Origin of the sequence: Klebsiella sp. GG_Kp173, from assembly GCF_040062415.1 — a bacterium.
In the GTDB taxonomy this organism is placed as follows: domain Bacteria; phylum Pseudomonadota; class Gammaproteobacteria; order Enterobacterales; family Enterobacteriaceae; genus Klebsiella; species Klebsiella quasipneumoniae.
In genome coordinates this window covers 1-25143 of the sequence record NZ_JBEAFZ010000029.1, presented here as the reverse complement: position 1 = coordinate 25143, position 25143 = coordinate 1, and the positions used below count along the sequence as shown (strand labels likewise).

Genomic DNA, 25143 nt, shown 5'->3' with positions numbered 1-25143 from the left:
CGCTCCGGATGAATATGATGATCTCATATCAGGAACTTGTTCGCACCTTCCTTAGCGATACCCTGCGAAAAAATTAGCGGTTTTATTTCTGCCAACCTGTATAAAAACGCCACGGGCGTCACGATTCCCGGCACGACAGTGAATGGCGTCGCGCTGGCCGCCGCCATCGGCGCCTTTGGCGGCGATGCCGATAAGGGATTACAGACCCTGGCAGGCATTACTTCACAGCATGTGGAACAGGCACAAGCGCTGGTGGACGCCGGCCACGTTAATATTGACGTCCAGGACACGCCTGACTTTATTCATCTCGATCTCACCCTCAGCGCCGGTGACCAGACCTGTCGCGTCGTGGTAAAAGGCACGCATACCAATGTGGTAGAGTTATATATTAATGGCGAACAGCAGCCATTACACGCCGGGAAAAATAGCGCCACAGCGCAGGCCGAACTGCCAACTTTCTCTCTCCAGGAAGCGTATGATTTTATTATCTCCACCCCGGTTGAGAATATTACGTTTATTCTGGAAGCCGCCCGCCTCAATAGCGCACTGGCTGCAGAAGGAAAATCGAAAAAGTATGGGTTGAATATTAACGGAACATTCTCTGAAGCCGTTAAAAATGGTTTGTTAAGCAAAGACTTAATGAGTGAGGTCATTATCAACACCGTCGCGGCTTCCGATGCGCGTATGGGCGGCGCCCCGGTGGTCGCTATGTCGAACTTCGGCTCTGGCAACCAGGGGATCGCGGCGACCATGCCGGTGGTGACCGTCGCCGAGCATCTGAATGCCGATGAAGAGACGCTCGCTCGCGCGCTGGCGCTCTCGCATCTGACGGCCATTTCCATCCACTCGCGCTATACCCGCCTGTCCGCACTGTGCGCGGCCTCCACCGCCGCCATGGGCGCCGCCGCCGGTATGGCATGGCTGTTTACCCGCAATATCGAAACCATCAACACCGCCATCATCAATATGATTAGCGATGTTACCGGCATGATTTGTGATGGCGCCTCCAACAGCTGCGCGATGAAGGTGTCCTCGGTGGTTTCCAGCGCCTTTAAATCTGTATTGATGGCGATGCAAAACCGCTGCGCCAGCGCCAACGACGGCATTGTCTGCGCCGACGTCGAACAGTCGATTAATAACCTGTGCCGCCTCGTGATTAAGCCTATGGCGCAAACTGATAAAGAGATCATTCGCATTATGGTCAGCAAATAAGACCAGCCCTTTTGTACCCTACGCAATAATGATTTATTGCCTGCACCAACAGGTATTTTACGATGAATAAAAAAGTCATATTACGCGGCGCCAGCGCCATTATGCCCCTGTGCATCGGGGACTTTCCTTTCTCGTTCATTGTTGGCGCGTTAAGCGTCAGCGCCGGAATGAGCGTCTGGCAAAGTACCGCGTGGTCGGCGATTGTGATTGCCGGCTCGGCGCAGATGCTGGCACTGAATATGTTAAAAACCGGCGCCACGCTCGGCGTGATTATTTTCACCACATTAATTATTAATCTTCGCCACGTGCTGTATAGCGCCTCTATTTCCGGTACCGTGCGCGAAGCCTCATTCTTTAAAAAATGCTTTATGTCCTATGCGCTCACCGACGAGGTGTATGCCACCACCGTTAAAGAGATGGAAGGAAATAAAAAGGAAAAATATCTGTTTTATGGCTCGGCGATGATCACCTTCTGGGCGATTTGGGTGCTGGCCGATTTTCTTGGCGCGCTGGTCGGCGCCTCGTTTCCCCACATTGAAAAATACGGTCTCGATTTCGCCATGGTCGCCGCTTTTATCGCCATCGTGGTGCCACAAATTAAAAGCCAGGCCTGCACCGTCGCCGCGGTAGTGGCCGCCGTTTCCGGCGTGCTGTTAGTGGTCCTGCCCTACTCGCTGGGTATCGTCGTCGCCTCCGTGCTCGGCGTCCTCGCCGGCCTGTGCGTCGACCTGGCGGAAGAGCGCAAGCAGAGGGCAACAACCGAATCCGATATGCCGTTAGTGGAGGCGCTGGAAAATGAGTAATAGCTACTTTATCGCCCTGACGCTGGGCATGGCCGCGGTCACTTTTCTTATTCGTTTCTCGTTTATCGGCCTGGCCGGCAAGATCCAGATGTCTGAGCGGGTGACCAAAACATTGCGCTTCGTGCCGGTCACCGTCCTGCCGGCCATCATCACCATTCAGATCCTGAGCGTGAATTCCAGCATGGAGTTCGACTTAAAAAACCCGAAGGTGATCGCCGCCATTATCTGTACGCTCGCCAGCTTCCGTTTGGGTCTGGTGTGGGTGGTGGTCAGCGGCGTCGGCTCACTGGTGCTGTTGAATTATTTTCTGTAACTGTTTGAAGGGTAACCCCATGATTATTACTACCGCTGACGCACCCGCCGCGATTGGTCCGTACGTTCAGGGCGTCAATCTCGGCGCGATGACCATCACCTCCGGCCAGCTGCCCATTAATCCGCAGGACGGCACCATGGCCGACGACATTGCCGAACAGGCGCGCCAGTCGCTGGAGAACGTGAAAGCCATCGTCGAAGCCGCCGGCCTCAGCGTTGGTCAGATCGTCAAAACCACGGTGTTTGTGAAAGACCTGGCGGATTTTGCCGCCATCAATGCCGCCTACGAGGCCTTCTTTACCGAACATCAGGCGGCCTTTCCGGCGCGCTCCTGCGTGGAAGTGGCCAGGTTACCGAAAGACGCTGGCGTCGAAATCGAAGCGATCGCTTTCGCCCGTTAACCCCCCGGCTGGAGGTAGAACCTCCAGCCCCTTACCCACCGATTTTTGACGTTCCACGTTGTTCATATTACAGGCACTATAGCCACTGAACGACCCGAGGAACGCAGCATGTTGACTATCCGAAAGGCATTACCCGAGGACGCGCCACAACTGAGCGCGATGGGTTATGCCAGTTACCAGCACCACTTCGCCCATCTCTGGCGCAATGCCGATGAACTGGCGTTATTTCTTAAGCAAGAATATGCCGAAGATGCGCTACATCGGAGTCTTACCGATGCCAACCATCATTGGCTCATCGCCGAAGCCGCTTCCCCCGTTGGTTTCGCTAAATATAGCTATCAACAGCGAATGGCTGACGACGGCACGACGGGTACGCTGCTGCATAAGCTCTACCTGATGCCGAGGGAGACTGGCCACCGCTACGGCGAGCAGATTTTTCACGCCGTCGAGACGCGAGCAAAAACGGCCGGTGAACGCTGGCTGTGGCTGGAAGTACTCGCCGCGAATCCCGCCGCGCGCCGTTTTTACGAACGCCAGGGGATGCAGCACATCAGAGACACAACTTTTCATTCCGCCAGCCAGCAAAGCACCTTACATATTCTGGCCAAACCGCTATGAGAGGAACTATGCCTGAGCTTCGTGACACCGGCGTACGTAACGTCGTTTGTGGTGAAAATGTCGTTATTTACCAGCCCGCCAACCTGTATGACTGCACACTGGGTGATAACGTCTTCGTAGGGCCGTTCGTTGAGATCCAGGGGAATACCCGCATCGGCGCGGAGAGTAAAATCCAGTCTCATACCTTTATCTGCGAATACGTCACCATTGGCCGGCGCTGTTTTATCGGTCACGGGGTGATGTTCGCCAACGATCTGTTTCGCGACGGCAAACCAAACGCCGACCGCGCCAGCTGGGGGCGGATTGAGATTGGCGATGACGTGTCGATCGGTAGCGGCGCCACGATTCTGGCCGTCAGTATCTGCGACGGCGTGGTGATTGGCGCGGGCAGCGTGGTGACGAAGTCCATCACCGAGAAAGGCGTGTGGGCGGGGAATCCAGCCCGCCTGCTGCGACGGCTGTAAAAAAAATGCCGACCATAAGGTCGGCATTCCGTCTTAGCTGCGCAAGCGTTATGCGCGCCAGGCTTTATAACGGTTAATCAGACCGTTAGTGGAGCTGTCGTGGCTGCTGACTTCGCTGCCGTCTTTCAGCTCCGGCAGGATGCGGTTAGCCAGCTGTTTGCCCAGCTCAACGCCCCACTGGTCGAAAGTGAAGATGTTGAGGATCGCGCCCTGGGTGAAGATTTTGTGCTCGTACAGAGCAATCAGCGCCCCGAGGCTGAACGGGGTGATCTCACGCAGCAGGATGGAGTTAGTCGGGCGGTTGCCTTCGAACACTTTGAACGGCACCACGTGCTCCAGGGTCGCCGGATCTTTACCCTGATCGCGATATTCCTGCTCCACCACCTCACGGGATTTACCGAAGGCCAGGGCTTCGGTCTGGGCGAAGAAGTTGGACAGCAGCTTCGGATGATGATCGGAGAGCGGGTTGTGGGTGATAGCCGGGGCGATGAAATCGCACGGTACCATTTTGGTGCCCTGATGGATCAGCTGGTAGAACGCGTGCTGACCGTTGGTGCCCGGCTCGCCCCAGATGATCGGACCCGTCTGGTAGTCCACGGCGTGGCCGTTACGGTCAACATACTTACCATTGGACTCCATGTTGCCCTGCTGGAAGTAGGCGGCAAAACGGTGCATGTACTGGTCGTACGGCAGAATCGCTTCGGTTTCTGCCCCGAAGAAGTTGTTGTACCAGATACCGATCAGCGCCAGCAGTACCGGCAGGTTTTTCTCCGCCGGGGTGGTGGAGAAGTGCTTATCCATCGCATGCGCGCCGGACAGCAGCTCAACGAAGTTGTCGAAGCCCACGGAGAGAATGATGGACAGGCCAATCGCCGACCACAGGGAGTAACGGCCGCCAACCCAGTCCCAGAATTCGAACATGTTGGCGGTGTCGATGCCGAACTCGCCAACCGCTTTCGCGTTGGTGGAGAGCGCCGCGAAGTGTTTAGCCACGTGCTTGTCGTCGCCCGCGGTCGCCAGGAACCAGTCGCGCGCGCTGTGGGCGTTGGTCATGGTCTCCTGGGTGGTGAAGGTTTTGGACGCGACCAGGAACAGGGTGGTTTCCGGATTGACGCTCTTCAGCACTTCGGCAATGTGGGTGCCATCGACGTTGGAGACAAAGTGCATGTTGAGGTGGTTTTTATACGGACGCAGCGCTTCGGTGACCATGAACGGACCGAGGTCGGAGCCGCCGATACCAATGTTGACCACGTCGGTGATCGGTTTGCCGGTGTAGCCTTTCCAGCTACCGGAGATAATCGCTTCAGAGAAGGTTTTCATCTTCTCCAGCACAGCGTTCACTTCCGGCATCACATCTTTGCCATCAACCACAATCGGCGTGTTGCTGCGGTTGCGCAGCGCGACGTGGAGTACCGCGCGATCTTCGGTGCGGTTGATCTTTTCACCGGAGAACATCGACTTGATGGCGCCCGCCAGGTCGGTCTCTTTCGCCAGATCCTGCAGTTTAGCCAGCGTCTCTTCGGTGATGCGGTTTTTGGAGAAGTCCACCAGCATCAGATCGTCAAACGTCGCGGAAAACTTAGAAAAACGGTCGCTATCTTTGGCGAACAGCTCGCTGATAGTGACATCTTTCATTTCGTCGAAGTGTTTCTGTAATGCCTGCCAGGCAGAGGTCTGCGTTGGGTTGATGTTTTTCATTAGCAATACTCTTCTGATTTGAGATTGTGACTTCGGTCGATTGTAGCGCCGGTGACGGAAAATTGTGATGATTTTTGTGACTTGTCCCTGACGCCGGTCAGGAATCGGGTCAAAACGGAGTAAAAAGCCCCATTAGTATAGCTATCATAAGGCTTTTTTCTGTTAGCCGCAGGGGCATGAAAAATCCGCATAACCGCAGCGTTGACATAGCTGGCGTTAAGCCTTTATATATCCGCAGTGCTTACGTATTGTAAGTATCTATTGCTCGCGCATTTCACGCTACAGCGAAAGGGTATTCGCGGGGGATATAATGTCCTTATTCCCCCGGCCAGGTGAAAGACGTCGGTAATTGCCAGAAGAGGTGCGTTGCCCAGGTAACCGTATTGGAGGAACCAGTCCGGCGAAAATACGTGAGGGGGAGCAACGCCGAGGTGAAAGAGCGTCTGGTTACGCTCCTCACCGGCCACAGGGGCTGAATCCCCTGGGTTGTCACCAGAAACGTTCGCAGTCGGGCGTTTCATACCCGAACACTTCAGCGCCCAGAGCGGTGAGTCGGGTCTACAAGGTGGAGCACTTCTGGGTGACATCGTAGTTGTTTATCATTCTGCGCCACCCTGTTTATCGCTCTTCCCTTGTGCCATGGCTGAATAATTTGGCCTGGCTTATTAAGACATTTTGTTGCGATCCGGCGGCATCCAGCCCCTGCCAGGATCGGTGTTCAGGAATCGTTTTAATAAGTCAGGCCCCCTGACACGAGGTTGTTATGACAGATTTAGTCGTCGCCAAATTTGGCGGCACCAGCGTTGCTGATTTTGACGCGATGAACCGCAGCATTGATGTGGCGCTGCTTGATGCCAATACCCGTATTGTTGTGCTCTCCGCCTCTGCCGGCGTGACCAACATTCTGGTGGCCTTAGCGGAAGGGCTGGAACCCACCGAACGTTTTTCCCAGCTGGACGCTCTGCGCCAGATCCAGTTCAATATTCTGGAGCGTTTGCGCTATCCCAACGTGATCCGCGAAGAGATTGAGCGCCTGCTGGAAAATATCACCACGCTGGCGGAAGCCGCCGCGCTCGCCTCCTCTAGCGCGCTGACTGACGAACTGGTCAGCCATGGCGAACTGATGTCCACCCTGCTGTTTGTGGAGATTCTGCGTGAACGCGGAATTCAGGCGCAATGGTTTGACGCCCGTAAAGTGCTGCGCACTAACGATCGCTTTGGCCGCGCCGAACCGGATATCGCCGCTGTCGCCGAACTGACCCAGCAGCAGCTGACGCCGCGTCTGGCGGAAGGCCTGGTGGTGACGCAGGGCTTTATCGGCAGCGAAGCGAAGGGCCGCACCACCACCCTCGGCCGCGGCGGCAGCGATTATACCGCCGCTCTGCTCGGCGAAGCGCTGAATGCCACCCGCGTCGATATCTGGACCGATGTGCCCGGGATCTATACGACCGACCCGCGCGTCGCGCCAGCGGCGAAACGCATCGACGTCATCGCCTTTGAAGAGGCGGCGGAAATGGCCACCTTTGGCGCCAAAGTGCTGCACCCGGCGACCCTGCTGCCTGCCGTGCGCAGCGATATCCCGGTATTTGTCGGCTCCAGTAAAGAACCGAAAGCGGGCGGTACGCTGGTGTGTAAAACCACCGAGAACCCGCCGCTGTTCCGCGCGCTGGCGCTGCGTCGCCGCCAGACGCTGCTGACGCTACATAGCCTGAATATGCTGCACTCCCGCGGCTTCCTCGCCGAAGTGTTCGGTATTCTGGCGCGCCATAACATCTCCGTCGATTTGATCACCACCTCCGAAGTGAGCGTGGCCCTGACCATGGACACCACTGGCTCAACCTCTGCGGGCGATACCCTGTTGACCCAGGCGCTGCTGACCGAGCTCTCCTCGCTGTGTCGCGTGGAAGTGGAAGAAGACCTGGCGCTGGTTGCCCTGATCGGCAACGAGCTGTCGAAAGCCTGCGGCGTCGGCAAAGAGGTGTTTGGCGTCCTTGATCCGTTTAACATCCGCATGATCTGCTATGGCGCATCCAGCCACAACCTCTGCTTCCTGGTCCCTGGCGCCGATGCGGAGAAGGTGGTGCAGACGTTGCATCATAATTTGTTTGAATAAAATTCCTTAGCACGATAAACAATACCTATAGCCGGGCTCGAACCCGGCTTTTTTATAACAACATCAACACAACCAGCTGACCAGCTCGCCGCCCTACCGGTTCGGCGCGGCCGGTTTGCGTATCGCAAGGAACACAACATGCTCGCAACTCTGACGCGGCTGTTCCCGTTATGGGCACTGCTGCTCTCCGTTCTGGCCTATTACACCCCCACCACTTTCACCCCGATCGGCCCTTGGGTTACCACCCTGCTGATGCTGATTATGTTCGGTATGGGGGTACATCTAAAGCTGGCGGATTTCAAACGCGTCCTGTCGCGTCCGGCGCCGGTCGCTGCAGGGATATTTCTGCACTATCTGGTGATGCCGCTCGCCGCCTGGCTGCTGGCGCTGCTGTTTCATATGCCGCCGGAGCTCTCCGCCGGGATGGTGCTGGTGGGCAGCGTCGCCAGCGGGACGGCCTCCAACGTGATGATCTTTCTGGCCAAAGGGGACGTGGCGCTGTCGGTGACTATCTCCTCGGTCTCCACCCTGGTCGGCGTCATCGCGACGCCGCTGCTGACCCGTCTGTACGTCGACGCGCACATTCAGGTCGACGTCATGGGGATGTTGCTGAGCATTCTGCAGATTGTGGTCATTCCCATCGCCCTGGGGCTGATTGTCCATCATCTGCTGCCGAAGGTGGTGAAAGCGGTGGAACCGTTCCTCCCCGCTTTCTCGATGGTGTGCATTCTGGCGATCATCAGCGCGGTGGTGGCAGGTTCCGCGGCCCATATCGCGTCCGTTGGCCTGGTGGTGATTATCGCGGTGATCCTGCATAACACCATTGGCCTGCTCGGCGGCTACTGGGGCGGACGTCTGTTTGGTTTTGATGAATCCACCTGCCGTACGCTGGCGATCGAGGTAGGGATGCAGAACTCCGGCCTGGCGGCCGCGCTGGGTAAAATTTACTTCGGCCCGCTGGCGGCGCTGCCGGGAGCCCTGTTCTCCGTCTGGCATAACCTGTCCGGTTCGCTGCTGGCCGGATACTGGTCAGGGAAGCCCATCGCCAAAAAAGCCAGCAAGCGCTGAGCGTGACACGTCCGGGCGCAGGCCCGGGCGTGTGCGTTATCCAATCTGCAAACGTACTGGTTTACCTAACTTCATTAACATCATGACTAACGCATCCAGGGTAAACTTACTGGTTTTCTGATTGACCACATCTGAAATGCGTGGGCGCGAAATGCTCAACTTCGCGGCAGCATCGGCCTGCTTCAATTGATGTTCATCTATCCACTCAGCGATTTCCTGCATTAACTGTCGTTTAAGCGCCATCAACTGCTCAACTTCTTTTTCCGCTTGTCCGCGAAGCTGCTCTGCGTCAGCATCATCAAAGCCCAGTTCACTGAATATATTGCTCTCTTCAGAGGTCACATGACGGATACCATCCACACTCTTACGATTCATTTATGACTCCTGTGTTCCTGCTGTATAACCCGCAAACGGCTTCTGACAATCTGTTTTTCGTGTTCGGCGGTCCGTCGCGTCTTTTTGTTAAAACAGTGCAGGACATATATCGCCTCTGCAAAACGGGCCAGATAAATTACCCGATATGCACCGGAAAAGTGGCGCAGGCGGATTTCTTCAACCCCCCGCCCCAGTTGAGGCATTGCTTTCCAGTCCGCAGCCTCTAAACCCGACTGTAAACGATAAAGCTGAAATCCGGCATCTCTGCGGACGTCCTCAGGAAACTGGCGCAGATCGTCAAAGGAAGAGCCCATCCAGACGATACGCCTTAATCTCGGTTGCTGATTGAGCATACCACATCCTTGTATAAAATTTTATACACCACTCGCCCGATATTTATCGTCGATAACAGGTTGACCGTGCCGTTACCCTAAGCCAGTTCACCTCACGGGTCACGAACGAGGGAAATATTCTGCGAGGCGCTTTCCGGATGCGTTCTATTTTGCGCTGATTACCGTACACTGGGTGCTCTGGTCTGACTGAGGGCACCACCATGGCACTCCCCCGAATTACACAAAAAGAGATGACCGAGCGCGAACAGCGCGAATTGAAAACGCTGCTTGACCGCGCGCGCATTGCGCACGGCCGCCCGCTGAGCAATGCGGAAACGAACAGCGTGAAAAAGGAATATATCGATAAGCTGATGGCGCAGCGTGAAGCGGAAGCGAAGAAAGCCCGCCAGGTGAAAAAACAGCAGGCTTATAAGACGGATAAGGAAGCAACCTTTTCCTGGTCGGCGAATACGCCGACCCGCGGCAGGCGTTAGCGCCCTTTCTTTTTACGTCCCGGCTGGGTGAAACGTTTGCCGTTGCCAGCCGGGCGGCCTTTATCGTTGCTATTTTCCACCTTCACCACCGGGCGCTTGATCCCGGGGGTCGCCGCTTTGGCCTTCGGCTTCGCTTTCGGCTTCGCTTCGGAAGAGGAGTTTTCAATCAGCTTGAACAGGTCGATCAGCTCGTCATCGGTCAGATCGCGCCACTCACCCAACGGGATCCCCGTCAGGCTGACGTTCATGATCCGCGTACGCTCAAGCTTCGTCACTTCATAGCCAAAGTGCTCGCACATGCGACGGATCTGGCGGTTTAACCCCTGCACAAGGGTGATGCGGAAAACGAACGGCGCTTCTTTCTTTACCTTACATTTTTTGGTCACGGTCCCGAGAATCGGTACCCCCGCGCCCATGCCGCGAATGAACTCATCGGTCACCGGCTTATCGACCGTAACCAGATACTCTTTTTCATGGTCGTTGCCGGCACGCAGGATCTTATTCACCAGGTCGCCATGATTGGTGAGGAAAATCAGCCCCTGGGAGTCTTTATCCAGACGGCCGATAGGGAAGATACGCTTGCTGTGGTTGACGAAATCGACAATGTTGTCGCGCTCGCCGTCTTCTGTGGTGCTCACAATGCCGACCGGCTTATTCAGCGCAATCAGCACCAGATCATCCGCTTCGCGCGGCTCAATCAACCGTCCGTTAACTTTGACCAGGTCGCCAGGCTTCACCTGATCGCCAATCGTGGCGCGCTTGCCATTGATAAAGACGTTGCCTTGTTCAATAAAGCGGTCCGCTTCGCGACGCGAGCAGATGCCGCTTTCACTGATGTATTTGTTTAATCGGGTTGATGAGTCGGGCAGCATAGATTCTCCTGTAAAAGCGAAATATACCCTACCTTGTGGGCGAGAAAAAACCTGGATTGTATGATTCATTATCCAGAAGCTTCGTCGGGCTTGTGAACAGCATTCCGCTTACCTACATCATGCGCCATATCAGCGCGCCGGTATGGGGGCGATGCTAGAATTTCTGCTTCAATAATATTTTTAAAACAGGAAGAAAAGATGGAACTGCTGTTACTCAGTAACTCCACGCTGCCGGGGAAAGCCTGGCTGGAACACGCCCTGCCGCTGATTGCCGGTCAGGTCAAAGGCCGCCGTAAGGCGGTATTCATCCCCTTCGCTGGCGTGACGCAATCCTGGGATGATTACACGGCCAAAGTGGCTGCGGTTATGGCGCCCATGGCGGTCAGCGTAACCGGTATCCACAGCGTCGACGACCCTATCGCCGCCATTGAAAGCACCGAGATGGTGATCGTCGGCGGCGGGAACACCTTCCAGCTGTTGAAAGAGTGCCGCAGTCGCGGTCTGTTGGCGCCGATTGTCGATGTCGTCAAACGCGGGGCGCTGTATATCGGCTGGAGCGCAGGTTCAAACCTCGCCTGCCCGACCATTCGCACCACCAACGATATGCCGATTGTCGATCCGCAGGGATTTGATGCGCTGGGGCTGTTCCCGCTACAGATTAACCCGCACTTCACCAACGCGTTGCCGACCGGGCATCAGGGCGAAACCCGCGAACAGCGTATCCGCGAACTGCTGGTCGTGGCGCCGGAATTAACGGTGATTGGTTTGCCGGAAGGAAACTGGATCCAGGTCACCGATGGTCACGCGACGCTCGGTGGCCCGAACCCGACGCTGTTGTTCAAAGCGGGGGAAGAAGCGATAACCCTGCCTGCGGGCCACCGCTTCTGAGCCTGGGTGGCTAACGTTTCCCGGATAGCGGCGCATTGCGCCTTATCCGGGCTGCCTCAACGGGACGTCCAAACGCAAAACCCCGGTTAGCACAGCGTCGCCGGGGAATGGCTCAGTAGTCATCCCGTTCGTCGTCTTCATCCGGTTGCTCCATCACGCTGTAAGCCACCGAGCAGAACAGGCTGTTCAGGCGCTTCATATCCCCCAGCAGCGCCAGATGCAACGTACTGGTTTCGATACTCTGCACGTTCTGCTGATGCAGACGGTCAACGTGCGCATGCGAGTAGCGGCGGTTAAGAATGCGGAACCGGTGTTTGCTGCGCCGCAGGCGACGAGCGCTCGGCACATCGCTGGAGAAGAAGACCGACATCGCCAGCTGCAGATTGCTGAGCAGCAGATCGTACAGGGCGTCCAGCTCCTTTAACCCTTCCACCGAGAAGGCGCGACGCGCCGCCAGCGATTTATCGGCGATCTCGCTGCCCATCCGCTCGACGATATCGGAGGCCTGCTCGAGGTTTAACGACATCTCAATAATTTCCGCCCAGCGCCGGGACTCTTCTTCCGCCAGCTCATCCTTTGGCATTCGCGCCAGATAGAGCTTAATGGCGGTGTAGAGGACGTTGATATCGTCCGCCATGCGGCGCAGTTCTTTCTCCTGACGGGGTTCGCCATGCATCACCTTATGCAGGCTCTCCAGCATTTGCTCCATCGCGTCGCCAATGCGCAGCGTCTCGCGCGCGGCGTTGGCTAGCGCCAGCGCCGGGGTGTCCAGCGCCGACGGGTCAAGATGCTTGGGTTTGAGATGGTTATCCAGCTCGGGTTCATCGCGGATCATGCGCTGGCACAGCTTCGCCATCGGTCCGGCAAAGGGCACCATCGCGATGCAGCGCAGCAGGTTATAAAAGACGTGAAAGTAGATAACCAGCTCAGACTCGGCCAACGGCAGCTTGTGCATCGCCGCGGCCAGCGGATGGACGAACGGCAGAATGATCAGGCTCCCCACCAGCTTAAACAGCAGGCTGCCCAGCGCCACCCGGCGCGCCGCCGCGTTCGCCGCGCTGTTGTTGAGCATCGCCAACAGCCCCGATCCCAGGTTGGCGCCAATCACCAGGCACAGCGCCACCGGGAAAGAGATCGCTCCCGCCGCGGTCAGCGTCGCGGTCAGCAGCACCGCCGCCAGGCTGGAGTAGCTAATGATCGCGAATACAGCGCCAATCAAGGCATCCAGCATGATATCCCCGGTCAGCGAGGCAAAAATCACCTGCACGCCGTTGGCCTGGGTAATGGGGTGGACGGCCTGCACAATCAGCTCCAGGGCCAACAGGATCAGCCCAAGGCCGATCCCTACTCGCCCCAGCTGCCCGGCGCGGGTCTGCTTGCGGCCGAGGAAGAAAATCACCCCGATAAAAATCAACAACGGCGACAGCCACGACAGGTCGAAGGTCAGTACCCTCGCCATCAGCGCCGTCCCAACGTCGGCGCCCAGCACCATCACCAGCGCCGGCGTGAGGCCCACTAAATCCTGGGCGACAAACGAGGTCACCAGCATGGTGGTGGCATTGCTGCTTTGTACCAGCGCAGTCACGCCAAGACCCGCGCAGAAGGCGAGCGGCTTTTTTTCTACGCTGCTACTGAGAACGGTACGTAGGCGAGCGCCATAGACGCGCATCACCCCGGTACGCACGATATGCGTGCCCCACACCAGCAGAGCGACCGCGGACAACAGGTGTAGCAGAGTTAACACGGAATCAGCTTCTCCTTATCGTTATAGGTGTTCCGACGTTCTGGAACCTATCTCAGTATAAGGGGTTAACCTCAATAAAGAGACAAGGCGCTCACAGAGCGCCTTGTTAGTTGTAAGGAAAAATGACGACTAGTCCGCATCATAGCCCAGATTAGGGGCTAACCAGCGCTCGACTTCCGCCGGGGTCATCCCTTTACGCCGCGCGTAGTCTTCGACCTGGTCGCGCTGGATCTGCGCCACGGCGAAGTACTTGCTGTCCGGATGGCTGAAATACCAGCCGGAAACCGATGCCCCCGGCCACATGGCGAACGATTCGGTAAGCTTCATGCCGGTATGGGCTTCGACGTCCAGCAACTGCCAGATGGTGCCTTTTTCAGTGTGCTCCGGACAGGCCGGATACCCCGGCGCCGGACGGATCCCCTGGTAATTCTCGCGAATAAGTTCCTCATTGCTGAGGTTCTCATTGGCCGCATACCCCCAGTAGACCTTGCGCACTTTCTCGTGCAGATACTCGGCAAAGGCTTCCGCCAGACGATCGGCGATGGCCTTGATCATGATCTTGTTATAGTCGTCATGCTGCGCTTCATAGGCCTCCGCCAGTGCGTCCTCTTCCAGGCCGCCGGTGACGGCGAAGGCGCCGATGTAGTCCGCTTTGCCGCTCAGCTTCGGCGCCACAAAGTCGGCGAGGCAGTAGTTGGCGAAGCCGACCTTCTCCGTCTGCTGGCGCAGGTGATGGCTCACCGTCAGTACATGGGTGCGGGTTTCATCGCGATAGATTTCAATATCGTCGCCAACGCGGTTGGCCGGGAACAGGCCCACCACGCCGCGCGGGTTGAGGGTTTTCTCTGCGCTCAGTTTATCCAGCAGCTCGTTAGCGTCTTTGAACAGGCGCTGCGCCTCTTCCCCTACCACTTCATCTTCCAGAATGCGCGGATATTTACCCGCCAGCGACCAGGTCATAAAGAACGGCGTCCAGTCGATGTAATTGCGTAGCGTCTCGATACTGGCTTCCACCTCCTGAATCCCCAGGCGATGGGCCACCGGCGGCGTATAGCTCTCCCAGTCAAAGGCCAGATCGTTTTCCCGTGCGGCCGCCAGGGTCACCGGCGGGGTGCGCGGTTTTTTACGTCCATGCTGGATACGCACGGTTTCATACTCTTTGCGCGTGCGGGCGACAAACTCATCGCGCTGCGTATCCGAGAGCAGCGCAGCCACCACCCCGACGGTGCGCGAGGCGTTCTGTACGTAAACGGTCGGGCCGCTGTAGTTCTGCTCGATTTTCACCGCCGTATGCGCTTTCGAGGTGGTCGCGCCGCCAATAAGCAGCGGGATGGTAAAGCCCTGACGCTCCATCTCTTTCGCCACGTTAACCATCTCGTCGAGCGACGGGGTAATCAGCCCGGAAAGGCCGATGAGATCCGCGTTCACCTCTTTGGCGGTTTTGAGAATTTTATCCGCCGGGACCATCACGCCAAGATCGATGATTTCGTAGTTATTGCACTGCAGCACCACGCCGACGATGTTTTTGCCGATGTCATGAACGTCGCCTTTTACCGTGGCAATCACCATTTTGCCGTTACTGGAGCCCTGTTCTTTACTGGCTTCGATAAACGGCTCAAGGTAGGCCACCGCCTGTTTCATGACGCGAGCGGATTTCACCACCTGCGGCAGGAACATTTTGCCTTCGCCGAACAGATCGCCGACCACGTTCATGCCGTCCATCAGCGGCCCTTCGATCACCTCAATCGGGCGGGCAGCCTGCTGACGCGCTTCTTCGGTGTCCTGTTCGATAAATTCGGTAATTCCCTTCACCAGCGAATATTCGAGGCGTTTTTTCACCTCCCAGCTGCGCCACTCCGCCTGCTGGGCATTGGCGCCATCGTCAACTTTACTGCCGCGATATTTTTCCGCCAGTTCGAGCAATCTTTCGGTGCTGTCATCGCGGCGGTTGAGGATCACGTCCTCCACCGCGTCGCGCAGCTCACCCGGCAGGTCATCATAGATGGCCAGCTGACCGGCGTTGACGATCCCCATATCCATGCCGTTGCGGATCGCGTAGTAGAGGAATACGGCGTGGATCGCCTCACGCACCGGGTCATTGCCGCGGAAGGAGAAGGAGACGTTGGAGACCCCGCCGGAAATCAGCGCATGCGGCAGCTCGCGTTTGATGTCTTCGCAGGCGCCGATAAAGTCCTGGGCATAGTTATTGTGTTCTTCGATACCGGTCGCCACCGCAAAGATATTCGGGTCAAAGATAATATCTTCTGGCGGGAAGCCGACCTCTTCGGTGAGGATTTTGTAGGCGCGACGGCAAATCTCAATTTTACGTTCGCGGGTATCAGCCTGGCCCACTTCGTCAAAGGCCATCACCACTACCGCAGCGCCGTAGCGGCGAACCAGTTTCGCATGGTGGATAAAGGGTTCGACGCCCTCTTTCATCGAAATCGAGTTAACGATGCCTTTGCCCTGAATGCATTTCAGGCCTTTCTCAATAACTTCCCACTTGGAGGAGTCGATCATGATCGGCACGCGGGCAATGTCCGGCTCGCCGGCAATCAGGTTGAGGAAGCGCACCATCGCCGCTTCTGCGTCGAGCATCCCCTCGTCCATGTTGATATCGATAATCTGCGCGCCGTTTTCCACCTGCTGACGCGCGACGTCCAGCGCTTCGCTGTACTTCTCTTCTTTGATTAAGCGTTTAAATTTCGCCGAGCCGGTAACATTGGTACGTTCGCCGACGTTAACGAACAGGCTGTCATCGCCGATATTGAGCGGCTCCAGGCCGGCGAGGCGGCAGGCCACCGCGATTTCCGGCAGCTGGCGCGGCGGCAGGCCCGCTACCGCCCGGCTCATGGCGGCGATATGCTCCGGGGTCGTACCGCAGCAGCCGCCGACGATATTAAGGAAACCGGCTTCCGCCCATTCGCGGATCTGCGCCGCCATGGTATCGGCATCCAGATCGTATTCGCCGAAGGCGTTGGGCAGGCCGGCGTTCGGGTGCGCGGTGACGTAGCATTCAGCGATGCGCGACAGCTCCTGGACGTACTGGCGCAGTTCGTCCGGCCCGAGGGCGCAGTTCAGACCAAACGATAAGGCTTCGGCGTGGCGCAACGAGTTATAGAAAGCTTCGGTGGTCTGCCCGGAAAGCGTGCGGCCGGAGGCATCGGTAATGGTGCCGGAGATCATCAGCGGCAGGTCAACGCCCAGCGCCTCCAGCTCCTCTTTTACCGCATAGATGGCCGCTTTGGCATTCAGGGTATCAAATACCGTTTCAATCAGGATCAGATCCACGCCACCTTCCACCAGCGCCCGGGTGGACTCGCGATAGGCGGCCACCAGCTGGTCAAAGGTAATATTACGGAACGCCGGATCGTTCACATCAGGCGAAATGGAGGCGGTGCGGTTAGTTGGGCCAAGCACGCCCGCCACGTAGCGCGGTTTTTCCGGCGTGCGGGCCGTCCAGGCGTCGGCGCTGGCGCGGGCCAGCTTCGCCGCCGCATAGTTGATCTCTGCCGACAGGGATTCCATCTGGTAATCCGCCATCGCGATGGTTGTCGAGTTAAAGGTGTTGGTCTCAATGATATCCGCGCCGGCCTCGAAGTAGGCGTCGTGGATCTCGCGGATCACCTCGGGCTTGCTGAGCACCAGCAGGTCGTTGTTGCCTTTCAGGTCGCACGGCCAGTCAGCAAAGCGCTCACCGCGAAAGTCCTGCTCACTCAGACGATAGCCCTGGATCATGGTGCCCATGCCCCCATCCAGAACCAGAATACGTTCTTTTAACTGCTGATGCAGTTGCTCAACTTTGCTGCTCACACTTGCTCCCGACAACGCTCAACTCAGGCCAAATAGCCAACAAACCATACTGGCATAAACCACCGGAGCGGAAAAGACAACAACGGGCAATATGAGACATGTTCAGCTTCACTCCTCCGATGAGTCCGGTTGTGATTGCATTATCGCCAAATAAAACGAAAATTATTTCCACGATACAGAAAAAGGAGTCCGCGATGGCCACTACCCCCGTTCCCGCGAAACGCGGCAGAAAACCCGCGGCTGCCACCGCCCAGCAGGCTGGCGGTCAGGTTCAGTCGCTGACCCGCGGCCTGAAATTGCTCGAATGGATTGCCGAATCCCACAGCAGCGTCGCGCTGACCGAGCTGGCGCAGCAGGCGGGTCTGCCCAACTCAACCACTCACCGCCTGCTGACCACCATGCAGCAGCTGGGTTTCGTCCGCCAGGTCGGCGAGCTGGGCCACTGGGCCGTCGGCGCGCATGCCTTCGTGGTCGGCAGCAGCTTTCTGCAAAGCCGCAATCTGCTGGCGATTGTCCACCCGATCCTGCGCCAGCTGATGGAAGATTCCGGTGAAACGGTGAATCTGGCAGTGCTTGACCAGAGCGACCACCAGGCGATCATTATCGACCAGGTGCAGTGCACCCAGCTGATGCGGATGTCGGCGCCGATCGGCGGAAAACTGCCGATGCACGCCTCCGGCGCCGGGAAGGCGTTCCTCTCGCAGCTGAGCGAAGAGCAGGTTACCAGCCTCCTGCACCGTAAAGGGCTACATGCCTATACGCATGCCACGCTGGTCTCGCCGCTGCATCTGAAGGAAGATTTAGCGCAGACCCGCAAGCGGGGCTACTCGTTCGATGACGAGGAGCACGCGCTCGGCCTCCGCTGCGTCGCCGCCTGCATTTATGATGAACACCGAGAACCGTTCGCGGCAATCTCCATCTCCGGCCCCATCTCACGCATGACCGATGACCGGGTGACCGAGCTGGGCGCGCTGGTGATCAAAGCGGCGAAGGAAGTGACGCTGGCATACGGCGGGGTTAAATAAAAAAATGCCCCACCGGGGCATTTTAAGTAGGCCTGATAAGCGTAGCGCCATTAGGCAGATCGGCGCACCTTGCCGGATGGCGGCGTAAACGCCTTATCCGGCCTACTGTCGGCGCCATAGCGCACGCTAAAACGCTGCTTGCGCCGGTAGGCGTAGACATCTTCCACATGGCCGTTTTTAATCCGCGTCTGCAGTTCGCGCCAGTAGTCGGCGCGCAGCAGGTCGGCATGCATCTCCTCAAACAGCGGCCCAATGCGCGGGTCGGCACACAGCCAGTGGCGGAACTCCTCCGGGAACACATCCCCCGGCGAGACGCTGTACCACGGCTCGCTGGCCAGTTCATCCTCGGGATAGCGCGGCGGTGGGATCTGGCGAAAATTCACTTCCGTCATATAGCAGATTTCGTCATAGTCGTAGAACACCACCCGGCCGTGGCGGGTGACGCCGAAGTTTTTAAACAGCATATCACCGGGAAAGATGTTGGCGGCGGCCAGCTGGCGGATAGCATTCCCATACTCTTCTACCGCATCGCGTAGCGCCTGGCCGTTAACCTGCTCCAGCCACAGGTTGAGCGGCACCATTCGCCGTTCAATATACAGATGACTGATGACAATCCGGTCGCCGAGGTCGGTCAGTTTGTTCCCCGCCTCCGCCTGCAGCAGCGCCAGCAGAGCCGGCGCGATTTGTCGTTTCTCCAGCACGAAATTTTCAAACTCCTGCGTGTCCGCCATCCGCCCGACGCGGTCATGCTCCTTTACCAGCTGATAGCAGGCGCGCACGTGGGCGGCGGTCATCTCTTTCTGCGGCGCGAAGCGGTCTTTGATCACCTTAAACACCCGGTCAAACCCCGGCAGGGTAAACACCAGCATCACCATCCCGCGAATGCCCGGCGCCTCAATAAACTGCTCATCGCAGCGAGCGATGTAGTGCAGATATTCACGATAGCTTTCGGTTTTGGCGTGCTTCTGGCAGCCAATCGCCATATACAGCTCGGCCGTGGTTTTCCCCGGCAGGATCTCGCGCAGCCATTCCACCAGGGCGCCGGGCAGTGGCGCATAAACCATAAAATAGGAACGCGCGAAGCCAAACACGATACTCGCTTCGGCATGGGTGGTCAGGCAGGTATCGACAAACAGCTCGCCCTCGTCGCTGCGATGGATCGGCAGCAAAAAGGGCAGCGTGGTCATCGGCATCACCAGTTTGCCCACCAGCCAGGCGGCTTTATTACGATAGAACAGCTCATTGGCGACCTGCAGATGACAGGTGGCGAGCAGTTCCTCCCCCAGCGCCTCCTGCAGACTGGCAATGATATAGCCGATATCCCGCGCTTTATTTTGCCACGGCAGCCGCAGCGGCAGATCGGACAGCACTTTACCCAGCAGGTGCGGCCAGCCGCGATCGGCAAAAAAATCTTTCGCCAGCGGTCGCGGAAGGGTGCGAAAAGGACGCTCGGGCTGCGAGCTGAAAATAAAGAGCCGCTCGGGGGTCAGCGAGCGGTGGTCAAACAGGCGGCAGTAGACCGAATTGAAAAAGCTCTCGGCAATTTCAAAACGAGGGTAATCCGGCAGCAAACGGGTGTAGTGGGCTTTCACCCGCAGCAAAAAGTCGGCATCCGTGCTCTTTCCTTCCGTGATGCAGCGCAGCTGCTCCACCACCAGACCCACATGGTGGTCATAGAGGTGGATCCGCTGTTTCATCGCCTGCTGCACCGCATGCCAGTCGGCCTGTTCAAAGCGCTGCTGCGCGCCGGAAGTCACTTCGAGAAAACGCCCATACTGAGCGTCAAATCCCTGCAATATCGTTTGGGCAATCAGTAATTCCAGACCACGCGTCATCGAACTCCCCCATCCGGCACCACGTCAGGCCGGATGGCGCGCTCGCTTATCCGGCCTGGATCCCTTCACAGGCCCGGTTAGCGTCGTGCCACCGGGCATGGCTCAAAACTGATCTTCTTCGGTCGAGCCGGTCAGCGCCGTCACCGACGAGGCACCGCCCTGGATAATGGTGGTGACCTTGTCGAAGTAGCCGGTACCCACCTCCTGCTGATGCGAGACGAAGGTATAGCCTTCCGGCCCGGCGGCGAATTCCGGCTGCTGCACTTTTTCAACATAATGGCGCATCCCCTCACCCTGAGCGTAAGCATGGGCGAGGTCGAACATGTTGAACCACATGCTGTGGATCCCGGCGAGGGTAATAAACTGGTACTTGTATCCCATGTCCGACAGCTGCTGCTGGAAGCTGGCGATGGTTTTATCATCGAGATTTTTCTTCCAGTTAAACGACGGCGAGCAGTTATAGGCCAGCAGTTTGCCCGGGAAACGCGCATGAATGGCTTCAGCAAAGCGACGCGCCTGCTCAAGATCCGGTTTCGACGTTTCACACCACACCAGGTCCGCATACGGCGCATAGGCCAGCCCGCGGCTGATCGCCTGCTCGATCCCGGCGTGGGTGCGGAAGAACCCTTCGCTGGTGCGATCCCCGGTAATAAACTCACGATCGTACGGATCGCAGTCTGAGGTAATTAAATCGGCAGCGTCAGCATCGGTACGGGCGATCACCAGCGTCGGGACCCCCATCACGTCAGCCGCCAGACGCGCCGCCACCAGTTTCTGTATCGCTTCCTGGGTCGGGACCAGCACTTTACCGCCCATATGACCGCACTTCTTCACCGACGCCAGCTGATCTTCGAAGTGAACAGCCGCTGCACCGGCTTCAATCATCGATTTCATCAGCTCGAAGGCATTAAGGACGCCGCCAAAACCGGCTTCCGCATCCGCCACGATCGGCAGGAAATAGTCGATAAAGCGCGGATCGTTCGGCTCAATCCCGGCTGACCACTGGATCTGATCGGCGCGGCGGAAGGTATTGTTGATCCGATCCACCACCGCCGGTACCGAGTTGGCCGGGTACAGCGATTGATCCGGGTACATGCTGGACGCCAGGTTAGCATCCGCCGCCACCTGCCAGCCGGAGAGATAAATGGCTTCGATGCCGGCCTTCGCCTGCTGTAAGGCCTGGCCGCCGGTCAGCGCGCCAAGGCTGTTGATGTACCCTTTCTTCGCTTCACCGTGCAGCAGACGCCACATTTTCGCCGCGCCAAGCTGCGCCAGCGTGCATTCCGGGTTCACCGAGCCGCGTAATTTCACCACCTCTTCCGCGCTGTACGGGCGGGTAATCCCTTCCCAGCGCGGGTTCGTCCACTCTTTGTTTAATTCTTCGATTTGTTGGGTACGGGTTTTCATGTGCAGATGCTCCATATAATTTCCTGGCTCTCCAGGCTCATTGGTGAAGGACTAAATGGCGAACCACACCATCTGGCGATTAGGCCAGCAGGCGGTAGCCCGGTAATGTCAGAAAATCAATCAGTTCATCAGAGGTGGTAATCTGCTCCATCAGCCGCGCCGCATCGTCAAAGCGGCCATGGCTGAAGCGGTGCTCTCCCAGCTCTTCCTGAATCACCATCAGCTCTTCCGCCAGCCACTGGCGGAACAGCGCTTTTGTGACCGGCGTGCCGTCGTTCAGGGTTTTCTGATGATGGATCCACTGCCAGATAGAGGTGCGCGAGATCTCGGCCGTCGCGGCGTCTTCCATCAGGCCATAAATCGGTACGCAGCCGTTGCCGGAGATCCAGGCTTCGATGTACTGCACCGCCACGCGAATGTTGGCGCGCATCCCGGCTTCCGTGCGCTCGCCCTCGCAGGGGGCCAGCAGCTGTTCGGCGGTAATGGGCGCGTCCTCGCTACGGGTCACCGAGAGCTGATTCGGCTTGTCGCCGAGCACGCGGTTAAACACCGCCATGGCGGTGTCCGCCAGCCCAGGATGGGCGATCCAGGTGCCATCGTGACCGTTGTTCGCCTCCAGCTCTTTGTCGGCGGTGACTTTATTCAGCACCTGACGGTTACGCTCGACATCTTTGCTCGGGATAAAGGCCGCCATCCCGCCCATCGCAAACGCCCCGCGTTTGTGGCAGGTCTTAATCAACAACCGTGAGTAGGCGCTAAGGAAGGGTTTATCCATCGTCACCACCTGGCGGTCCGGCAGTACGCGGTCCGGATGGTTTTTCAGCGTCTTGATATAGCTGAAGATATAGTCCCAGCGGCCGCAGTTCAGGCCGACAATATGGTCGCGAAGCGCATGCAGGATCTCATCCATCTGGAACACCGCCGGCAGTGTTTCAATCAGCAGCGTGGCCTTGATGGTGCCGCGCGGCAAATCAAAGCGATCTTCAGTAAAGCTGAAGACATCGTTCCACCATGCCGCCTCTTGCCAGGCCTGGGTTTTTGGCAGATAGAAGTAGGGACCACTTCCTTTCGCCAGCAGCGCCTGGTAGTTATGAAAGAAATAGAGCGCAAAATCGAAAAGACTGCCGGGGATGGCCTCATTACGCCAGGTCACATGCTTTTCCGGCAGATGCAGACCGCGCACACGGCATACCAGCACAGCGGGATTGGGCTGCAGTTGATAGATTTTGCCAGCCTCATTGGTGTAGCTGATGGTCCCGTTCACGGCATCGCGTAGGTTGATTTGACCATCAATGACTTTACGCCAGTCAGGCGCCAGCGAATCCTCAAAGTCCGCCATAAAGACTTTTACGTTAGCGTTCAACGCGTTAATGACCATCTTGCGCTCGACGGGGCCGGTAATTTCAACGCGGCGATCCTGTAAATCCACCGGGATACCACGAATGGTCCAGTCGCTATTTCTAATGGAAGCAGTTTCCGAAATAAAATCCGGCAGCTGTCCATCGTCAATAGCCTGCTGCTGCTGCAGACGCGCGGCCAGCAGTTTATTGCGCGCCGGCGTAAAGCGGCTCACCAGTTCCGTCAGAAATTCTACCGCCTCAGGCGTTAAGATCTGCTTCTCCTGCTCGCCATAGGGCTGACTAAAGGCCAGTTCATCGGTGATTGTCGCCTGCTGCGTCATTGTGCTGCTCCTCTTGGTTGATCCGCTGGAAGCGAGCGAAAGATCGTTGTGCAGTTTTCGCTCAGCACAATTAAGACTACTCAATTAATTTTCAAAATCAAAAACAATTTCCATTTTAATTTTAAAATGACATTAACATATTGATAACAATGGAATTAAAGTTATCATCAGCTGTGAGGTGAATTTCGGAAATAAAAAAGGCACCCGAAGGTGCCAGAGGCAAAGTGCTGAAACGCTTTAGGATCGTTTCGTGCGGAGTATTACTCCAGCGTTGGATTCATATGCCGCAGATCGTATGGTGTAATTTGGTAGACGTAATAGTTCAGCCAGTTAGCGAACAGCAGATTACCGTGGCTGCGCCAGGTAGCGCGCGGTTTGTTCTGCGGGTCGTTTTGCGGAAAATAGTTGTGGGGAACCTCAGGGTTCAAACCGGCTTCCACATCGCGGAAATATTCACTTGCCAGGGTATTGGCATCGTACTCGGGGTGGCCGGTGACAAAGGCGATACGCTTATCTTTACTGGCGAACAGATACGCATCGCCCTCTTCTGTCTCCGCGAGGATCTCGAGATCGGTATAGTCACGGATAAGCCCTGCCGGAAAGTCAGCATAGCGTGAGTGTGGGGCGAGGAAAGAGTCGTCGAAACCGCGGGTCAGTAAGGCGTGTGGGTGTAGAATATGGTGTTCATAGACGCCAGAAATCTTTTCGGCACGGGTTTGCTTGGGAATGCCGTACAGAATATTCAGCGCGGCCTGCACCGCCCAACAGACGAACAGCGTCGAAGTGACGTGATCCTTGGCCCACTCCAGCACCTGTTTGATCTGCGGCCAGTAAGCGACATCATTAAATTCAACCAGGCCTAAAGGAGCGCCGGTGACGATCAGGCCGTCAAAGTTCTGATCGCAGATCTCATCGAAATTGCAGTAAAAGTTATTCAGATGCTCCGCCGGCGTATTACGTGACTCACGTGCATCGATGCGTAATAACTGGATGTCCACCTGCAGCGGAGAGTTCGACAGCAGACGCAGGAACTGATTCTCCGTCTCGATTTTCTTCGGCATCAGGTTGAGGATTAACACCTTCAGGGGGCGGATTTCCTGAGTTGTTGCACGCGTTGTCGTCATTACAAAGACGTTTTCATTGCGCAAGAAATTGACGGCTGGTAGCTCGTCCTGCACCCGAATTGGCATAACTCTATTACCTCATAGCATACGTATAAACGTTTAGACATCCAGATAGCTGAAGATAACCAGGAATCGGGTGAATGTCGAGTCTGCATGTTCACGGTGAGAAAATTTCACGGCGCGCATTGAGTTAGAATATAAGAATGAAGAAAAGGAGAAAATATGGTTATTAGCATCCGCCGTTCCCGGCCTGATGAAGGGGATAAACTGATTGCGATCTGGTGTCGGTCGGTCGACGCCACCCACGACTTTCTGTCAAAAGCGTATCGAAAGGAGCTGGAGGAGATGGTACGCGCATTTTTACCGGAGGCTCCGCTGTGGGTGGCGGTTAACACGGAGGACCAGCCGATCGCCTTTATGCTACTGACCGGAGATCATATGGATGCGCTGTTCGTCGATCCAGATGTCCGCGGCTGCGGTGTGGGGAGATTGCTGATTGAGCATGCGCTGTCGTTAACGCCGAAGCTGACGACAAACGTAAATGAGCAGAATGAACAAGCGGTCGGGTTTTATCAGAGAATGGGTTTTAGGGTGACAGGGCGGTCTGAAACGGACGATCTGGGGCAACCGTATCCGTTATTGAATTTGATACATGAGCAGCAGGCTGAAGCAGACTAAGATTGACGTCGCAACTGCTAACCCTTGGACAGGAGCCTCCCGCGGAGGCAGTGCTGCGCACCTTGTCCGGGCTACGGATCGTGTAGCCCAGGTAAGCGCAGCGCCACCGGGGAGGCATGCCGGCACCCTCCCCGGATGACACAAACGCAAAAAAGCTCAGCCTTCCGACTGAGCTTTCTGCTTTAT

21 protein-coding genes, 1 pseudogene and 1 riboswitch are annotated in these 25143 nt (G+C 57.0%); of the genes and pseudogenes, 12 read left to right on the top strand and 10 right to left on the bottom strand.

The features are described from left to right. Window positions 1-60: 60 nt before the first annotated feature. The 6 genes and pseudogenes from ABLU50_RS14640 to ABLU50_RS14615 form a co-directional block, all read left to right on the top strand. Window positions 61-1212 (top strand): annotated as a pseudogene (locus tag ABLU50_RS14640) (L-serine ammonia-lyase, iron-sulfur-dependent, subunit alpha); the annotation flags it as partial. Between the two features lie 62 nt (window positions 1213-1274). Further along, window positions 1275-2015: an AzlC family ABC transporter permease gene (locus tag ABLU50_RS14635; RefSeq protein ID WP_004206277.1), complete on the top strand. Its 741-nt coding sequence runs from the start codon at window positions 1275-1277 to the stop codon at window positions 2013-2015. After that, on the top strand, window positions 2008-2328 hold the full coding sequence (locus ABLU50_RS14630) for an AzlD domain-containing protein (RefSeq protein ID WP_004206276.1): 321 nt from the start codon (window positions 2008-2010) through the stop codon (window positions 2326-2328). Before ABLU50_RS14635 ends, ABLU50_RS14630 begins: the two co-directional genes overlap by 8 nt. 19 nt (window positions 2329-2347) lie before the next feature. Further along, window positions 2348-2728: a Rid family detoxifying hydrolase gene (locus ABLU50_RS14625; protein ID WP_004206274.1), complete on the top strand. Its 381-nt coding sequence runs from the start codon at window positions 2348-2350 to the stop codon at window positions 2726-2728. 108 nt (window positions 2729-2836) lie between these two features. Beyond that, a complete protein-coding gene (locus tag ABLU50_RS14620) occupies window positions 2837-3346 on the top strand; it encodes a GNAT family N-acetyltransferase (protein ID WP_087832221.1) in 510 nt (169 codons plus the stop codon). A gap of 8 nt (window positions 3347-3354) precedes the next feature. Continuing rightward, complete coding sequence (locus ABLU50_RS14615) at window positions 3355-3810, top strand: acyltransferase (protein ID WP_032456809.1); 456 nt, start codon at window positions 3355-3357, stop codon at window positions 3808-3810. A 48-nt stretch (window positions 3811-3858) separates the two neighbouring features. Here the strand turns inward: ABLU50_RS14615 and pgi are convergent, their stop codons facing one another. Next, on the bottom strand, window positions 3859-5508 hold the full coding sequence (gene pgi, locus ABLU50_RS14610; protein ID WP_004206271.1) for a glucose-6-phosphate isomerase: 1650 nt from the start codon (window positions 5506-5508) through the stop codon (window positions 3859-3861). A gap of 348 nt (window positions 5509-5856) precedes the next feature. Continuing rightward, window positions 5857-6092: riboswitch (Lysine riboswitch) on the top strand. 179 nt (window positions 6093-6271) lie between these two features. Here pgi and lysC point away from each other — a divergent pair. Both lysC and panS read left to right on the top strand, forming a co-directional pair. Continuing rightward, a complete protein-coding gene (lysC, locus tag ABLU50_RS14605; protein WP_017900129.1) occupies window positions 6272-7621 on the top strand; it encodes a lysine-sensitive aspartokinase 3 in 1350 nt (449 codons plus the stop codon). 138 nt (window positions 7622-7759) lie between these two features. After that, window positions 7760-8689 (top strand): ketopantoate/pantoate/pantothenate transporter PanS, encoded by a 930-nt coding sequence (panS, locus tag ABLU50_RS14600; protein WP_017900130.1) that lies wholly within the window; start codon window positions 7760-7762, stop codon window positions 8687-8689. A gap of 36 nt (window positions 8690-8725) precedes the next feature. On the opposite strand, the gene ABLU50_RS14595 is transcribed toward panS, so the two are convergent. Together ABLU50_RS14595 and ABLU50_RS14590 are read right to left on the bottom strand one after the other, a co-directional pair. Beyond that, window positions 8726-9064 (bottom strand): XRE family transcriptional regulator, encoded by a 339-nt coding sequence (locus ABLU50_RS14595; RefSeq protein ID WP_004206819.1) that lies wholly within the window; start codon window positions 9062-9064, stop codon window positions 8726-8728. Next, window positions 9061-9417: a type II toxin-antitoxin system RelE/ParE family toxin gene (locus ABLU50_RS14590; RefSeq protein ID WP_004206820.1), complete on the bottom strand. Its 357-nt coding sequence runs from the start codon at window positions 9415-9417 to the stop codon at window positions 9061-9063. Before ABLU50_RS14590 ends, ABLU50_RS14595 begins: the two co-directional genes overlap by 4 nt. 200 nt (window positions 9418-9617) lie before the next feature. Between ABLU50_RS14590 and ABLU50_RS14585 the strand changes: the two genes are divergently transcribed. Further along, window positions 9618-9890 (top strand): DUF3811 domain-containing protein, encoded by a 273-nt coding sequence (locus ABLU50_RS14585; protein WP_004177859.1) that lies wholly within the window; start codon window positions 9618-9620, stop codon window positions 9888-9890. Here the strand turns inward: ABLU50_RS14585 and rluF are convergent. Continuing rightward, complete coding sequence (rluF, locus tag ABLU50_RS14580; protein WP_017900131.1) at window positions 9887-10762, bottom strand: 23S rRNA pseudouridine(2604) synthase RluF; 876 nt, start codon at window positions 10760-10762, stop codon at window positions 9887-9889. The two genes, ABLU50_RS14585 and rluF, sit on opposite strands and share 4 nt — an antisense overlap. A gap of 198 nt (window positions 10763-10960) precedes the next feature. Between rluF and pepE the strand changes: the two genes are divergently transcribed. Beyond that, window positions 10961-11650, top strand: a complete 690-nt coding sequence (gene pepE, locus ABLU50_RS14575; RefSeq protein ID WP_004895000.1) for a dipeptidase PepE — start codon at window positions 10961-10963, stop codon at window positions 11648-11650. A 112-nt stretch (window positions 11651-11762) separates the two neighbouring features. On the opposite strand, the gene ABLU50_RS14570 is transcribed toward pepE, so the two are convergent. Both ABLU50_RS14570 and metH read right to left on the bottom strand, forming a co-directional pair. After that, window positions 11763-13394 (bottom strand): Na/Pi cotransporter family protein, encoded by a 1632-nt coding sequence (locus ABLU50_RS14570; RefSeq protein WP_004206824.1) that lies wholly within the window; start codon window positions 13392-13394, stop codon window positions 11763-11765. 129 nt (window positions 13395-13523) lie between these two features. Next, a complete protein-coding gene (metH, locus tag ABLU50_RS14565; RefSeq protein WP_048322657.1) occupies window positions 13524-17207 on the bottom strand; it encodes a methionine synthase in 3684 nt (1227 codons plus the stop codon). 194 nt (window positions 17208-17401) lie between these two features. On the opposite strand from metH, the gene iclR reads away from it, so the two are divergent. Next, complete coding sequence (gene iclR / locus ABLU50_RS14560; protein WP_004206826.1) at window positions 17402-18232, top strand: glyoxylate bypass operon transcriptional repressor IclR; 831 nt, start codon at window positions 17402-17404, stop codon at window positions 18230-18232. Between the two features lie 50 nt (window positions 18233-18282). Here the strand turns inward: iclR and aceK are convergent, their stop codons facing one another. The 4 genes from aceK to metA all read right to left on the bottom strand — a co-directional run bounded on the left by aceK (window position 18283) and on the right by metA (window position 24345). Beyond that, window positions 18283-20067 (bottom strand): bifunctional isocitrate dehydrogenase kinase/phosphatase, encoded by a 1785-nt coding sequence (gene aceK, locus ABLU50_RS14555; RefSeq protein WP_004206827.1) that lies wholly within the window; start codon window positions 20065-20067, stop codon window positions 18283-18285. Between the two features lie 102 nt (window positions 20068-20169). Continuing rightward, complete coding sequence (aceA, locus tag ABLU50_RS14550) at window positions 20170-21474, bottom strand: isocitrate lyase (RefSeq protein WP_004206828.1); 1305 nt, start codon at window positions 21472-21474, stop codon at window positions 20170-20172. A gap of 79 nt (window positions 21475-21553) precedes the next feature. Beyond that, window positions 21554-23155 carry a malate synthase A gene (gene aceB / locus ABLU50_RS14545; protein WP_087832220.1) on the bottom strand — a complete coding sequence of 534 codons (1602 nt, stop codon included), beginning with the start codon at window positions 23153-23155 and terminating at the stop codon, window positions 21554-21556. 260 nt (window positions 23156-23415) lie between these two features. After that, window positions 23416-24345, bottom strand: coding sequence for a homoserine O-succinyltransferase (gene metA, locus ABLU50_RS14540; protein ID WP_004206830.1), 930 nt, complete (start codon window positions 24343-24345; stop codon window positions 23416-23418). 156 nt (window positions 24346-24501) lie between these two features. Between metA and ABLU50_RS14535 the strand changes: the two genes are divergently transcribed. After that, on the top strand, window positions 24502-24957 hold the full coding sequence (locus ABLU50_RS14535) for an acetyltransferase (protein ID WP_004206832.1): 456 nt from the start codon (window positions 24502-24504) through the stop codon (window positions 24955-24957). Window positions 24958-25143: the final 186 nt, after the last annotated feature.